The organism is Candidatus Bathyarchaeia archaeon, from assembly GCA_041447175.1.
GTDB lineage: Archaea > Thermoproteota > Bathyarchaeia > Bathyarchaeales > Bathycorpusculaceae > JADGNF01.
The window spans coordinates 1245747-1261168 of the sequence record CP166960.1; the positions used below are offsets into that span (position 1 = coordinate 1245747).

Here is a 15422-nt window from a genome sequence, read left to right on the forward strand (position 1 = left end):
CGAGCGAAGTTTTCACACGTTTATGACGTCTGATGTTAGACTGAACATATTTAAGGTTATCGCAACCTATGCATTGTAACTGTTCAAAACTGTGTTCGATAACAACTACTAACGGAGGCGGCAAAAAATGTTTTCTCGAAGAGACCTCGCCAAATCCGGTTGGCGCTGAACGCATTATTCCACTCATGATGGTCCGAGCTTAACCTTCTTAGAGTGATATTACCCACATTTAAGGTTTAGCCATTGATAACGCACCATTTTACGATGCTTGACTACAAAAATAAAGCCAAAATGTATTAGTTTATGCTCAAAAAAGCCTGTTATTCCGTTTCTGCTGCACCATGCCATCGGCGCTCAAGATACAAAATCAAACTGAAAAGCCCGCGGCTGAAAATCACCAAAATGAGCAGCAGAAATTCATCATAAGTTCGCACAACCACTGTTTTTATGATTTCGGCTCCTATGAAAAGCTCCAAGCTCAAAGTCAGATACCCCGACAAAAACCGCGTGACACATGAGGGTTTGTAGGGACTTTTGAATTTACACTGCAAAAACCGGTATCCGACCAGTATTGCTCCGAAAGCGACTATTCCGCCGCCCAACACGTAAAGAACATCCGCTGCCATCGTAAGCAGAACGTAAATCACTTCATAAATGGCACCCCCAGGCACGTAAGCAACATCCCCGGGAAGAAACAGTTTACCGAAATCGGGCACAGTTAAACTTAAAACAGTGCCAAGCACTGAAAAAATTATCATAACAGCAATTATGGCAAGTGTGAGACGATTCCGCCCGTTACCGGAGGGCAAAGTGCATTCAGTCATAACAGCAGCCTTTGGTAGAATAGATGCACGTTAACGCCTAATATGATTTGTTCAATTTAGCATCAAATTGCGGAAAAAGAAGACAAGAGAAGGTTTGCTGGGCTTAGGCGACCCAAAATAGGAGAGAAAGAATGAACCCTTGTAATCAAAGGGATAGGCAACCCAAACCTTACAGCACCTTCCTTGTTTAGGGTGAAACACGGCTTCTCAAAGAAAGAAAGGGAAAAAATGAAGGTCATCGTCTTCGAAGAATCAAAGCAATTGCCGCAACCACCGCAATGACAATGATAACTGCTGTGATTATGTAGATTTCAGACAGCGGAAGCCCGCCTGGGGAAGGCGCAGCAGTTGGGCTCGGAGAGGGTGATGCTGTTGTGGTTGGAGTAGTTGTTGGTGCGGTTGCAGTGGGGGTAGGTGTAGGAGAAGTGGGCGCGGATGTTTCAGCTATTGCGGCTGCGGTTGACGCTGAAGATGGCCCATAGGATTGGGACCCGTTGAAGCCCGCCATTATCGTGTACATTCCTGGGCTTGGCGGAGTCCACATTAAACTGAACAGCCCCGAGGAGTCGCTGGTTACAGAGCCCAAATCGTGGGTGTTTTGGTTTTCGTCTATAGCTGTTAGTTGTACTGTTACGCCTGTCACGTTTGGTTCATCGATGGTGCTTTGGATCATGTACTGTGCCCATAAACCTTGGTCGGCGTCTGCTATAGCGGGGGTGCCTTTTAACGCGGGTGATTCATCCATAACTGCGCCTTGAATAAGCATGTTACCGCTTGAGCCGACCTGAGCTGCTTGAACCGTAGTTGAGCTTGGTCCGGGTCCAATGCAGTAAACGCGCATGTCGTTAAGATTTAGCCAAGTGTAGTAGCCGTCGGCAACTGCACTCATCTGCCATGAACTCATGCCGTACATTTGCCATTGAAGTTCGCCTGTGAATGCGTCCACGCAGTGTGTTCGTGCACCCTGATAGGGGGGTGCGTCAAGGGAGTGTTCTTCTTCAACCATGTAGACTTTGCCGTCTGCGATTGCAGCAACTTGTGTTGGATAGTCACCATAAACGGTGTTGGGTGTTATGGTGCTGTTGGCGGGGTCATCAGGGTCATTGCCCCAAGTGAAGGTGATGTTCCCAGTTAGGAGGTCATATGCTCTGAGCACTCCGCCGTAGCCAGCCACATATAGGTGCCCATAGCCCATACCAATTGGACTTGTCAACCCTGTTGTACCTGTGTAGTAGTTCCATGCAGGCGTCTCCATGGGTGTTGGACCCCAAATCTGCTCGCCCGTAAGCAAATCGATGCCGACCCATTGCATAGTTTGCTTATAATACAAAGTTGCAACGTTAGTATCAATGCCATCTGTTGGTCCAATGTTCACCGTTATGTTGCCAACGGGAGCAGGATAATCTTTCACCCACATTACGTCGCCGATGTTGCCGCGAGAAACGTTAAGGTTAATCGCCCACAGCGTGAAGGGGTCAGGAGTACCAACGATGCCAGCGGAGGTTCCAGGGGTCTGCTGCAGACCAGAACTTTGTCCAAAAATCAGATTGCCAGGAAAAACCCTCATAATTGTAGGCGCTGTAGTGTACAAACCGGTTTCTGGATCAAATGAGGAAGTTACGCCAAAGCCGCTGCCGCCGATGGGGGAGGATTTGGAGGGCAAAGTTTCAGATAAAGTCACATTGTAATCGTAGGCTGCACTCATGTTCTGGTTAGCGGTGCCAGGCAACCATTGGGTTACTCCGCTGGGGTTGTCAATTCCAGGTATTTTGGTGTTATTCCACTGCCATAGGTAGGAGGCGGTGCCGTTTTCGCCGCCGATGTTGTAAATTAACCATTCACCTTGTGGTCCATATGCGCGGGTGCCGACAGGAACGTTTGTTTCATTGAAGATGTTAACTCCAGACAGGGGGTCAATTGCCATCCACCCCGTGGAGGTCACTTGTATTGTAGAATTAGCTTGTGACACCAACGGGTCTCCGTTAACAATACCAGTGCCCGTAATTGGTGTATTTGTGACCCAAAGGTAGCCGTTGGGGTTTGTTCCGTGCTGGTTGGGTGACTCAAAATCGTAAAATTGTCCAATGCTTACGCTTGTAAGGTCAGGTCTTGTCCATAAGGTCTCGCCCGTTCGCAGATCCACGCAGGTAACGCCTAAACCAGTCACGGCGTTAGCAAGCGGGAGGCTAAAGTAGACACGCCCATACATGATTATGGGGTTATTGAATTTCAATTGGTACTGGGTACCAGAATAGAAGGTCATTTGGTCACTGATTGCATTGTCGCCGCCTACAACACCACCAAAAGAAATCGGTTTGGTCCACATCACGTGAGCGGTGCTTGGTGCCCAGCCGTAGGGGTTGTACTTGAGGTAGGTTGCTCCAAATTCGGCTTGCCCCAGCCATGCTGAAGCGATTTGAGCCCAGTTCTGGTTGTTAGCGTCAATTGGCCTATTCCAGTAGCTAACGGGCAGAGGGGCTTCTTCATAATATTGCACAGGGTCGGCTGTTACGGTGAAGGAGGTGTTTGCGCTGCTCCCTAAGTACATGTCTCCGATGTACACGCTGTCGCTGCCGTTTATGCCAGTGTATCCAGCACGTTCTAATGTTTGCCCAGGCCAACTAAAGTCAACCATGTAGGTGCCAACCATGTCGGGCACGTAAACGGCGTAGCTGGAACCCACAGGGTCAGAAACGCCATCGGTCACTACCGACTCTACTGAGCCATCGGGCTTGGTTACGTTTACGCTGTAGCCTTGCCATCGGTCACCAGTTGCGGCAACTGCCGTGGGCGGCGGAATATCTACCCAAAATACCAAGATGACGGTGGTGTCAACTTGAGCGGGGTTAGGAGAGGCTGTAACGAAGGAGTAGGTTTGGATAGTCCAGGGAGGGTCGTGTGCTTGTGCTGCTGGAAGAGAAAGCAGGGGTAATGCGAGGGTTAGTAGAAGTATTAATGAAAAAACCGTGATTTTGGTTTTATTTAATAGAACTTTCACTCTTACTCACCATGCTCTTGTTAGAATTCTGGAAGGTGCATAAATCAAAATGAATGTATAAGAGTTTGTTGGCAGCGATGTACAATTACAAGCTCAAGTCTTCAAATTTAAAACAAAAAAAACACGTTCAAAAGGCGTAAAGCGATACAAATAAACGTGAGCCCGCCAATAAAATGGTCACCAACCCAAAAAAAGCACAAAAACAGCCCAAAATTAACCGTTTACCCCGCTAACAAACTGGAAAAACAAGTAAAGTTAAAATGATTGGTCGATAGGTTTTTATGTGCGGGTTAAATCTCTAAGTTGTCCTAAACCTGTCAAAAGGGCAGAAAATCAGGATTGAAGTTGAATGGTTAGAAAAGCACGAATCCGGCTAACGAGCACCGATTACGAGAAACTGGAAGTAGTATGTGAAGAACTCAGAAGCATAGCCCAAAAAACAGGAGTCAAAATCAATGGTCCCGTTCCGTTGCCCACTAAACGCCTGCGCGTACCCGTATTAAAGGCGCCATCAGGCTCAGGCACAGCCACATGGGACAGGTGGGAAATGCGCATTCATAAACGCTTAATTGATATTGACAGCGAAGAACGCGTCATGAGGCGAATCATGCGTATCCGCGTTCCTGAAGAAGTTCACGTCACAATTGAGCTTATTTAGCTCAACTTTTTTAAGTAAAAATTTTTGTAGATTAGATTAAGGGTAGATTAGGTACCCTACAACTGCTAGTACTGCGCTTGCAGTGAAACCCACAGCCCAGACAGTTTTGTTCCAACTGTAGATTTTATAGCCATCCAGAATCCCAAAAGGTACCAAGTTGAAGATAGCTATGAAACCGTTCAGGAAAGCACCGATTGCAAAGATCCAACTGTAGGGGCTTGGTATGAAATAGGCGGATAGGAATATTGTGGAGAGGATTATGTTTGTGGTTGGCCCTGCAATGGAGATTTTTCCGATGTCCTCAAGCCGCGCTGGTCCAGAAATCATAACTGCACCAGGCGAAATCAGCTTGAAAGGCGACAGAAGAGTCAACGCGGTTACCAACGCACCCCAAGTTGTTAACCGAAATTCAGCCCATAAACCACTTTTCTGTGCGACCACTTTGTGAGCTATTTCATGTGCGAAAAAGGAAAGGGTAAGAAGAGCGGCTAAAGCGGAAAGCTCTAACGCGATGATACTGTTCCATTCCACGCCTAAGCCATAAGAAAAACCCACAGCACTCACCAGCAAAGCGCCGATGGCTAGGTGTTGAAGCTCTTTAGGGCTGAAGTAAACACGCCCGTTCACTTTGCGCGGTTGCCCAAAACTGACGGAGAACTGGTAGGAATCCTTTCGTGGTGCAAAAACGTCGGCGACGGTTTCTTGTCGTTGATTGTGGGCAACTCCGATGCGTGGGCACCCATGATTTTCAGGAAGGCGATGCTGGCTACAGAATTGTCCGCCGCAGTAGGGACAGTGAAACGGCATAAGAACATCTTGCCCACATTTCTGACAGTTCACGTTTAACATCAGCCTTTTCTTTGATATGGAAGGATTCTCGGTTTATATGTTTCCCTTATACCTCCAAAAAAAGCCTCAAGCCTATTCAAATTCATTAAAGGGTAAACGTGTTTGCCGCGCCGCACTTCTGGAACCTGAAAAACCGTACTTTACAACAAACCCCCACTATTATTTGCATTTTAATCAAACAAACATGAAAACAGCAACACTAAATACTTTTAAATGGCTAAATAGTTAGCTAAGTTATTAATATGGAACTGAAAGAACATTAACGAAGCATAAACCACGAGAAAGGAGAAAAGAGTATTTGATAAAAGCCAAAACTACAAGAACAGTGTTAACCTTAGTTGTTGCAAGTCTGCTACTTCTATCTCTAAGCAGCCAATTTGCCAACGCCATAACCAGCGGCGACCCCGAACTCACAGGAACAATTGAGAACCCCAGCGACTACATCACAGCGGTAACGATGGGCTCAATTATCCCTGTAGTTACTGAAACAGGCAAAATCGCCCTATCAGTAGACGGCGCAGGGTCAAACAGCGGAACCGCAATAATTGAAGCTGAAAAACCCTCTGCAAGCGCAACCGTTCGATGTGCTTACATGGCGGCTGCAACAACAGGCTTACGCAATTACCACCTTGTTGCAGGCAACATCAAAATTGATGGCGCCAACTTTGTTTGGAGCATCGAAACCTCCAGCAGCATAAGCTCATGGAACTACTGGGGCGACGTAACGAATTTGGTCAAACCCAAAATTGACGCCGCACCAGCAGGCAGGATTCCCTTCACCGTAACAGAATCGTCTACAGGCAGCATTGACGGCGAAATACTTGTCGTAATCTTCGATGACCCCGCAGCAGCAATAGAAAACACCATAGTACTACTTTTCGGAGCACAAGCAGTTGGAGGCGACACATTCCACATCGGTCTAGGTTCACCCATCACAGCCGAAGCTTTAACGCAGCCAATGGAGCTCTCATTAGGAATAAGCTTTGGCTATCAACCTACAGTTCAATACAGCGTTGTCGAAGTTAACGGTCAACGGATATCCACAAGCGCAGGCGGACAAGACGACGGCGCCGGAGCAAACGGAGCATTGCTTACGGTTGGCGGTCTTGACGACAGCAACGCAAACCCACCCAACCCCTTAACTACAGGCACCGCAGGACCCACATATGACGACGAATTATACACTCTCAACCCATTCGTAGAAGTCGGAGATACAACCATAGACGTCTTCACTAAAAATCCCTCCAACGATGACAACATATTCTTTGCCGCCCTTAACCTGCGAGCACAAACTGCTGTTGTAAACGAAGGCATTGTCCTGTCACCCCCATCAGCAGGGAACACAATAGGTCAACCGCACACAGTAACCGCGACACTTCAAGACAGTAACGGAGAAGCAATAGTTGGCAGAATGGTTACCTTCGAAATTATCTCAGGACCCAACACAGGAAACACTGCAATGGAAGACTCGGATGCAAGCGGACATGCCAGTTACACATACACTAGCGCCACTGAAGGAACGGATGTAATCAGAGCGAGCTTCATAAACAACCAAGGAGAAACAGTGTACTCAAACACGGTTACTAAGACTTGGTCACCTCTTGTTGTTACAAACGTGTACCTGTCTATGAACGCTCCTGTGCTTATGGCTGACGGTTCCTCCATGACCTGCACCATATATTATAACAACTTTGGCGGTAACCCCGCACAAAACACCGTTCTGAAAGCTCAACTTCCGCCCGAAGTCGTCTTTATATCGGCTTCAGACAGCGGAACCTACAACAGCGCACTACACCAAGTTGATTGGAACATCGGCACCATCCCACCTGATGGAAATGGCTACCGAACCGTTACCGTCGGTATCCCAAGCGGCACCCCCATAGGAACCGTACTACAACACGAAGCAGAAATCCAAACAACCACCCTTGAAACAGACTTCAGCGACAACATAGCCTCAAAACAGACAACCGTGGTACACTCACAAATGCCAACAAACACAGAAATGGGTCCAGTGATAAGCTACTCAAATCAAGGTCCTATAATAAACTGGCACCAACCCATAACCTTCACATACATTGACCCCGACGCAATAGCCGTAGACATCATCATTCACGTAAATGATGGTGGAGATGACATTACAGGCACCATGACTGGTCCAGCCCCGACATGGACGTATACGACCACATTTTATCCACGCCACGGATGGGCAATGGTAACATACATACCTCACTACCCAAGCGGCACAACTAACACAATCGATTTCACCTTCTACATTGACCCCGCAGGTTACGTTTATGACGTCATCACTAATGACCGCATTCAGGGCGCTACTGTTTGGCTTCAATGGTACAACACAGTCACAGGCAACTGGGAAAACGTACCCACAGGAGAAAGCCCCGCCGTGATGCAGCCTGATGTCAACCCACTAGTCACTAACGTTGATGGTCAGTACCAGTGGGACACCTTGGCAGGTTCTTACCGCGTACACGTGGAGGCACCGGGATACTACTCCGCTGACAGCATTGTGGTTACGGTTCCGCCGCCGGTCTTTGATCTTAATGTTGGTTTGACGCCTTTGCCTGTCACTTATGCTACTTCGGCTTCTGTTTGGACCACTAATGATGCGGGTGTTGAGCTTAGCGAGTTTAGTTTGGGTCAGACCGTCTTTATTCATTGGCATCCTAGCCCAGAACACACGGTTGTGGATATTCAGGTGCAGGATCAGGATGGCAACGTCGTGTTTGGTCCAGCGCTTACTCTTGCCCAAGCAGACTCACCCGTAAGCTTCACGCCGCCCTTTGCAGGGTACTTTACCGTGCTGGTTAACGGGTCACCGGCGTTTCACATCGCCGTTTCAACCCTGTTTGTGGTCCCCGAAAGCGCACTAGGCACCCTAATGGCCACCATCGCATGCCTCGCAGCCGCAGTCACCCTCCACAGCAACAAACACAAACACAAAAAACCCTAAACACCACCCCAACCTTTTTTCTTTGTTTTTTCTTTTAGCAAGTTTGTTTTTCGGCAGTCTTATTTTTGGGTGATAGGAGGTTCTTGTTTGTTGCTTTGTAAACACCCTAACATATACAAAGTACTTTGTGATACAAAGTTATATAAGTTGCAGAGCCAATAAAGAAGCGGAGACAAAGCAAGACATGACCACACAATTTGACCTCAAACAAGTCGAGCGTAAAACCTACATGTCTTACCACCAAGACGGCTTAATGGACATATTCATCGGCACATACATCACAAGTTTTGCCTTAGGAGTAGCACTAGACCTATACGGAAAACCAGGGTTTGGAGCCCTAATGCCAGCCATCCTCGTAGCCACGGTGTTACCACTCTGGATTGCTGCAAAAAGAAAAATCACAATGCCCCGAATCGGCTTTGTAAAATTCAAATCACACGACACGAACATGCTGGCAGTCACAATTTTGGGAGTGGCGGTTTTGGGTTTGGTTGGATTTTTTGTTTTCACACTCACCCAAGGAGGCGAACACCCCGCGTGGTTAGAGGCAGTTCTTCAAAACGGATTACTCGTGACGGGTTCAGCGGGGTTAGCAGCATGCGCACTGTTTGGCTACTCCACAGGAATAAAAAGACTCTACGCCTATGGGGCAGTAGCGTTTGTCCTTTTTGCAGTGGCACAGTTCAAAGGCATATTCTTCGCATACATTGTTTCGGCGTTAGGCGCCACTTTGATAATCACGGGTTTTGCGTTACTTGCAAAATTTGTAACAAAATACCCCCTGCAAGGTGACAAAACCATTGCCAACTGACGCAGAAAAAACCCCCAACATCAACCGCCTAATACACGAACCAGCACGGTTCATGATTATGGCGCACTTATACGTTGTAGAAAGCGCTGATTTTTTGTTTCTGCAACACCAGATGGAGATGACTCCGGGGAATCTTTCGGCGCACCTGCGGAAGTTGGAGGATGCAGAGTATGTGGAGGTGGTGAAGGAGTTTGTTGACCGCAAGCCGCACACTGCGCTTAAGTTGACAAAAAAGGGGCGCGATGTGTTTAGGGAGTATCAAACGACGATGAAGCGCGTTTTGGATAATTTACCCAAAGGACCCGAAGTTGACCCCTAACGGGCGTTTTTTGAAAAGGTAGTGTTTTGGTTTTCGGTTGGCTTTGTTGTTGTGTTCCGCAGTTTGTTATCAAAAAATTTAATAGCTTCAATTAATTTTTCTGATAAGGCGGAAATTATGACTACCCCAAAGCCAAACAAGCAAATTTTGGCTCTAAGCGAGCCCCACAAAAAGAACTATGGGAAGTAAATGCCATGACCGTTATAAAATCAGTTGTTTGCCCAATATGCGGCTGCTTATGCGACGACTTAGAAGTCACCGTAGAAAACAACGAAATCGTCAAAATGAAAAACGGCTGCGCAGTCTGCGAAGCAAAAATGGTTCACGGATACAAAACCGAACGCATTCTGGAGCCCATGATTCGAAAAGACGGCAAATTAACCCCTGTTTCTTTAGATGAAGCAATCAAGAAGGCAGCCCAAATTTTAACCGACGCCAAGTACCCCTTGCTGTTCGGCTGGGAGTGCTGCAGCAGCGAAACACAAGCCATCGGGGTGGAAATGGCGGAAGAATTAGGCTCAGCCATGGATAATGTGTGCAGCATCTGCCATGGACCTTCAATGATGGCAACTCAGGAAGCCGGCTTACCAACCTGCACGTTAGGGCAAGTTAGGCACAGAGCAGACTTAATCATTTACTGGGGAAGCAACCCCTGGGCTTCGCACCCAAGACACGTTGAAAGATATACCGCCTTCCCTGAAGGGCGCTTTGAAAAAAGCGAATGGACCAACTACATTCAGAGAATAAAAGGCGCTTCAAGCAAGAAAAAAATAGAGGCCGCCATGAAAAGAACTACGTTACGATATCAGCCTCCAGCACGCCCTAAAACATGCATTGTGGATGCCCCACCGAAAGATTTTCAGAAAATGGGGCGTAAGATGATTGTTTTTGATGTGCGGAAAACTATGACTGCTGAAGCTGCGGATTATTTTGTGCAGGTGGAGCCTAACAAGGACTACGAAATCATACAAGCCCTCCGATGCCTTGTTAACGATCAGGAGTTGGATGTTGACAAAGTCGGCGGCGTCCCAGTTGAGTACTTAACCGAAATAGCTCAAGCCATGGTTAACTGCGAGTTTGGCGCCATATTCTTTGGTCTGGGCTTAACAGCAACCGCAGGCAGATTCAGAAACATCGAAATAGCCATCAAACTAACTCAAGACCTTAACAAGAAAACCAAATTTGTCATCACACCCATGCGAGGACACTTCAACATCACCGGCGCAAACGTGGTCAGCAGCTGGCAAACAGGTTATCCGTATGCGATTGACTTCTCTCAGGGCTACCCGCAATACAACCCTGGCGAGTTCTCGACTATTGACCTGCTCCGACGGGGAGACAACGATGCAACCTTGGTAATTGCCTCTGACCCCGGTGCCCACTTCCCCAAGGTTTCGATGCAGCAAATGATGAAGCACCCCCTCATCGTCATTAACCCCGACATGAACTGCACCTCAAGAGTTGGGGATGTGCTGATTCCAACACAGTGGGGCGGCATAGAATACGAGGGCACCGCATACCGCATGGACCTTGTGCCAATTAGACTACGCAAAGTCGTGGAACCACCACCGGGAATCCTCAATGACGAAGAAATCCTCAAAAAAATACTAGACGAAATCAGAGCAATCAAAGCCAAAAAAGCAGGAAAACCAACATTTTCGGCATCAAACAAGGCACTGGCACCAGAAAAAGCAGAAATACCGACGAAACAACTCGTGAAACAAAAAATAGGCGCCTAACACTTCTTTTCTTTTTCTTCGGAAAGGCTTTGCGGTGCAGTTGGCTAAAATTTTAGTGTTGCTCTCAACCGCTTGGGGTTAAGTAAAAGGTCAAGCCCATCTGTAGCGCTTGTTACTTGCAGGTCAGCGGCAAGCAAAGTTTCAACGGCGCAGCCTTCCCTGCCCAAAACAATTATGCCCAACCTTGCAGCCTTCAGCATATCCTTGTCATTGAGTCCATTACCCAAAGCCACAACACGCGGGGCGCCCAGTTTGGTCACGAAGTCGGCTTTTTGAGCCGCCATATCCTTCTCCCCCAAAACATGCAGGTCACAATTGACGTCGTTTAGTTGTTCTTTGGCTTTTCCAAATTCGTCCGAAGTTACAATGAATAGCTGCAGAGACTTTGAGAGGGCGTTTAGTTTCTGTTTTACCTCAAAAGGCAGAACGCCATCCAAAGCCAACGTTCCGTTAAAATCCGAAACTAAATAGCCCAGTTTCATTAAGCCAAAGCCGGGCACATCAATCTCTAACATGGCAACAACCTTGTTTGAATTAGCTTGAATGGACTAATAGTTAAGCAGGTTTAAAATAAGCGTTTTTGGATATTGTTGCTTATGCGTTTTGGAAAATTTGCCAATCCAATTTTTTTCAGCATTTTGGACGTGGCAGCGTCAATTTTTTCTTGAGAATAAGGGTCAAACAGTGGAATGTAATTAGCAGGCATTTCAAATGACAAATACTCATCAAGGGATCACTGTTGGCTTATGTCGCGCATTTAGTTTCTTTTTTGTGGTGGGAACATTTATATCAAGCCATCGATATGACTGGATGATAATATCGAGGAGTTGAAAGCATCAACACCAAATACACAGCCATAGCGCTTGTCATAATCATTATTGTCGGCTCAGCCGCAGGATACCTAATATATAATAACTATGCAGCTAACTCAACAAACGCCCCCACTGAACTGCGCGTGTTCATAGCTGCCAGCCTAACTTACGCCGTTCAGAACATGACGGAAGGATTCGAGCAAGCTAACAACTGCAAATTACTTGTAAGCTCCGCTTCTTCAGGCGCACTCTACACCCAAATCACTGAAGGTTCACCCTGTGACGTCTTCATGTCCGCCGACAACAAATGGACCAATCAACTAAACAGCGCGGGTCTGCTAGATCAAAACAGCCCTAAAGAGTTAACTAGCAACAGCCTAGAAGTCATCTTGGCACCAGGCAATCCTGCAGGTATAACCTCTCTGGCAGATTTAACTAAACCAGGGGTTAAACTCGTCATAGCCGCACCCTCTGTTCCCGCAGGCAACTATGCAAACCGAACCATCTGGAAAATCGATTCCACATGGGGTAACTCCAGCAGCCCCAACTATGTCACTTCCGGCGCTTATGTCAATTACAATGCCAGCCTCTACAGCAACGTCAAATCCTATGAGACTAACGTCGAGAACGTTGTTGGAGCAGTTGCACTTTCCAGCCAAACAGGACTCTACGATGCTGGGATAGTATATTCTTCCGACGGCGTTTATGGTGATTTGACTGGTCAGCAGACAGAATTCCTCCCGATACCCGCAGACGTTAACCAAAAAGCCATATACGGCATAGCAGTCATAGGATCAACTAACCATTCAGAACTGGCACAGAAATTTATGGATTACTGGCTTACTGACGATGGACAAGCTTTGCTGGCATACTACGGTTTTGGAGTGTAAAAGCGCGTATAGCGCACTTTCCATCCTTTTTAACTATAGGTGTAAGTATTGACGGAAACAAGCTCTGACTCAGATCAAAAGAAGCTTGAGGGCTATACACCGCCAAAAAGTATAAACAAAGTTTTCTCATTTATCGACAAGAGTTCCCTTGTAATACTTGCCCTTATCGTTATCACATATTTTATTTTTATAGCGTTGCCCTTGGCATCGGTTTTTCTGAGGCTTGATACAACACAAGTTAGCACTCAATTACAGGCTTGGCAAGTTATAAGTGCCATACAACTCAGCTTATATACCTCAGCCATTGCAACCCTGATTGCATTTGTATTAGCAGTTCCCTCTGCTTATTTCATGGCCACACGCAATTTTCCCGGTAAACCTCTCGTTGATACCATAATGGATTTGCCCGTTGTATTGCCGCCGGCTGTGGCAGGTGTCGCCTTGCTTTACGCTTTTGCACCTCGGGGTGTTCTAGGGCCGCTGTTAACCAGTTTGAAAATCACTCTTCCCGGCTACACTGTAGCTGTCATCATTGCTGAAGCCTTCGTGGCATCCCCTTTTCTCTTCCGAGCTGCCAAAACAGGCTTTGAAAACCGAGACAAAGACATCTACAACAGCGCCAGAATTTTGAGCGGCTCCCGACTCCTTGTATTCTTCACAGTGTCTTTGCCGCTAACAATTCGCGGTATAATTTCTGGAACCATGCTCACTTGGGCTAGAGCTATGGGTGAATTCGGCGCCACTTTGATGTTTGCTGGAAACCTGCCCGGCATAACCACAACCATGCCGCTGGCTACCTATAACCTGCTCTACTCAAACCAAAGCGGCGCTATAGTGCTGTCTATAATATTGATTGCAATATCTTTCACAGTACTAGTCATCGTTAAACTGATAGAACAAAAAAGGTTCGGAGCCAAAAAATGATCCAATTAGACCACGTTACCAAAACTTACGATAAAAAATTGGTTCTTGAAGATTTATCTCTTGAAGTAAACGACAAAGAAATCCTCTGCCTACTTGGACCCAATGGTAGCGGAAAAAGCACTCTGCTAAATCTGATTTCTGGTTTAATACCTCAGGACAGCGGCAACATCTACATCAATAATGTGCTGGTCAGCGGAGTTACAAATTCCAAAAAGGTGAATTTGAAGCCTTCAGAACGCAAAGTCGGCTATGTCTTTCAAACAATATCCCTCTTTCCCCACATGCGCGTTGAAGACAATGTAGCATACGGTTTAAAAGCGCTGCATTTACCCAAGGATGAAGTAAGAAAGCGAACTGCGCAAATGCTGGATTTCGTCGAGTTATCAGAGTACGCAAGGTTTTATCCAGACCAGCTTAGCGGGGGACAGAGGCAACGTACTGCATTGGCAAGGTCGCTGGCTACGGAGCCGAAGGTGCTATTGCTTGATGAACCAGTTTCCGCCATCGACCCCCAGTTGAAGGAGTCATTTAGACTTGAGTTAAGAAACTATCTGCGGAAACTCAAAATCACAGTCATCTATGTCACACATAACTTATCAGAGGCGTTTATTATGTCTGATAGAATTGCTGTTATGGGCAACGGGCATATTGAACAGATTGGTTCAGGTAGCGAAATTTTTGGTAAACCACGTTCAACGTTTGTCGCCAAGTTTCTCGGCGTCAACACTTTCAAAGGTAAAGCCCTACGAACACGTGATGGCTTGTTGGAGATTGAAGTCAATGGCGTCTGCCTGCTGGCAGAGGCGGCATCTACCTTGGAGGGCAAAGAGGTTGTCGTTACATTGAAGACTGAAGATATTTTTTTATCGAAAAAGAAGCCCAGTACACAAGACAAGTTGTACAATGTTTTCGTAGGCACTATAATAGAGATGACGGTGATGCGTTCTACGGCGCAAATTTCAGTCGATGTAGGGTTTATGCTGAAGGCGCGGGTTCAACTGAGAACCCTTAAGAATTCGGCGCTAGGTGTCGGTGATAAGGTGCAAGTTAGTTTTAACCCTGAAGCCTTAAACGTGTTCGCTCAAGTTACCGATAAGAAATATGCAGCAAAAACCAGTAATCTATATCCCATGTTGGAACTAGAAAGGGAGCGAAGAGAAAGTTGAGTGAAATTACTTACAAAGCAATCAGTATAGTGTGCTCTCCTTTTCGAGAGCCGAAGAACATCCAGTTCAAGCGGTGGATTTGCAAACCAAAGATATCTGTAGTTAACGTAGATTGAATCGACGGGCATAAACGACGATTCAAACGTAGAAGCGAAAACAGTATAGACGCAGCTTTTCTATCGCCAGAATAACGAAAAACAGGTTAGAACGAGCACATTTATTACAAAATTTTTGGTCGGGAGAGCAGGATTTGAACCTGCGACAGCTCGGTATCTGTGGCCTGCACAGGCTTGAATGAAGCCCACCATGGGTAGACCTCTACAGCGTCTCCGTCCGCAAGGCGTGCTTGCAGGCTCGAGAGCTCTGCCAGGCTGAGCTACCTCCCGATGAAACCTTAAAAGTGCAGCGAGAGAATTTATGCTTTGTGGCAAAAGGAAAAAATTTTGGCACCCATCCACAGGTAA

The 15422-nt window shown here is 46.7% G+C and carries 12 protein-coding genes and 1 tRNA gene; 8 read left to right on the forward strand and 5 right to left on the reverse strand.

What is annotated here, in order from left to right:
* Positions 1-320 precede the first annotated feature (320 nt).
* Both ACBZ72_06565 and ACBZ72_06570 read right to left on the reverse strand, forming a co-directional pair.
* The gene (locus ACBZ72_06565; protein ID XES78530.1) at positions 321-824 is read right to left on the reverse strand and encodes a DUF1622 domain-containing protein; all 504 of its coding nucleotides are present in this window, start codon (positions 822-824) and stop codon (positions 321-323) included.
* Positions 825-1059: 235 nt separating this feature from the next.
* Positions 1060-3822, reverse strand: a complete 2763-nt coding sequence (locus ACBZ72_06570) for a hypothetical protein (GenBank protein XES78531.1) — start codon at positions 3820-3822, stop codon at positions 1060-1062.
* A 349-nt stretch (positions 3823-4171) separates the two neighbouring features.
* On the opposite strand from ACBZ72_06570, the gene rpsJ reads away from it, so the two are divergent.
* Positions 4172-4480, forward strand: a complete 309-nt coding sequence (gene rpsJ, locus ACBZ72_06575) for a 30S ribosomal protein S10 (GenBank protein ID XES78532.1) — start codon at positions 4172-4174, stop codon at positions 4478-4480.
* A gap of 36 nt (positions 4481-4516) precedes the next feature.
* On the opposite strand, the gene ACBZ72_06580 is transcribed toward rpsJ, so the two are convergent.
* Complete coding sequence (locus ACBZ72_06580; GenBank protein ID XES78533.1) at positions 4517-5320, reverse strand: AN1-type zinc finger domain-containing protein; 804 nt, start codon at positions 5318-5320, stop codon at positions 4517-4519.
* Positions 5321-5627: 307 nt separating this feature from the next.
* On the opposite strand from ACBZ72_06580, the gene ACBZ72_06585 reads away from it, so the two are divergent.
* The 4 genes from ACBZ72_06585 (at position 5628) to ACBZ72_06600 (ending at position 11166) form a co-directional block, all read left to right on the forward strand.
* Entirely contained in the window at positions 5628-8297 is a 2670-nt protein-coding gene (locus tag ACBZ72_06585) for a hypothetical protein (GenBank protein ID XES78534.1), read from the forward strand.
* 184 nt (positions 8298-8481) lie between these two features.
* Complete coding sequence (locus ACBZ72_06590; GenBank protein ID XES78535.1) at positions 8482-9108, forward strand: hypothetical protein; 627 nt, start codon at positions 8482-8484, stop codon at positions 9106-9108.
* On the forward strand, positions 9098-9427 hold the full coding sequence (locus ACBZ72_06595) for a winged helix-turn-helix domain-containing protein (protein XES78536.1): 330 nt from the start codon (positions 9098-9100) through the stop codon (positions 9425-9427). The genes ACBZ72_06590 and ACBZ72_06595 overlap by 11 nt, the downstream gene beginning before the upstream one ends.
* Before the next feature lie 194 nt (positions 9428-9621).
* A complete protein-coding gene (locus ACBZ72_06600) occupies positions 9622-11166 on the forward strand; it encodes a molybdopterin-dependent oxidoreductase (GenBank protein XES78537.1) in 1545 nt (514 codons plus the stop codon).
* Positions 11167-11210: 44 nt separating this feature from the next.
* Here ACBZ72_06600 and ACBZ72_06605 read toward each other — a convergent pair whose 3' ends face one another.
* Positions 11211-11681 carry an HAD family hydrolase gene (locus ACBZ72_06605; protein XES78538.1) on the reverse strand — a complete coding sequence of 157 codons (471 nt, stop codon included), beginning with the start codon at positions 11679-11681 and terminating at the stop codon, positions 11211-11213.
* A 440-nt stretch (positions 11682-12121) separates the two neighbouring features.
* On the opposite strand from ACBZ72_06605, the gene modA reads away from it, so the two are divergent.
* The 3 genes from modA to ACBZ72_06620 all read left to right on the forward strand — a co-directional run bounded on the left by modA (position 12122) and on the right by ACBZ72_06620 (position 14958).
* Positions 12122-12868 carry a molybdate ABC transporter substrate-binding protein gene (gene modA / locus ACBZ72_06610; GenBank protein XES78539.1) on the forward strand — a complete coding sequence of 249 codons (747 nt, stop codon included), beginning with the start codon at positions 12122-12124 and terminating at the stop codon, positions 12866-12868.
* A gap of 201 nt (positions 12869-13069) precedes the next feature.
* Positions 13070-13792, forward strand: coding sequence for a molybdate ABC transporter permease subunit (gene modB / locus ACBZ72_06615; protein ID XES78661.1), 723 nt, complete (start codon positions 13070-13072; stop codon positions 13790-13792).
* Positions 13789-14958: an ABC transporter ATP-binding protein gene (locus ACBZ72_06620; protein ID XES78540.1), complete on the forward strand. Its 1170-nt coding sequence runs from the start codon at positions 13789-13791 to the stop codon at positions 14956-14958. Before modB ends, ACBZ72_06620 begins: the two co-directional genes overlap by 4 nt.
* A 232-nt stretch (positions 14959-15190) precedes the next feature.
* Here the strand turns inward: ACBZ72_06620 and ACBZ72_06625 are convergent.
* Positions 15191-15344, reverse strand: a tRNA-Tyr gene (locus ACBZ72_06625).
* Between the last annotated feature and the right edge of the window lie 78 nt (positions 15345-15422).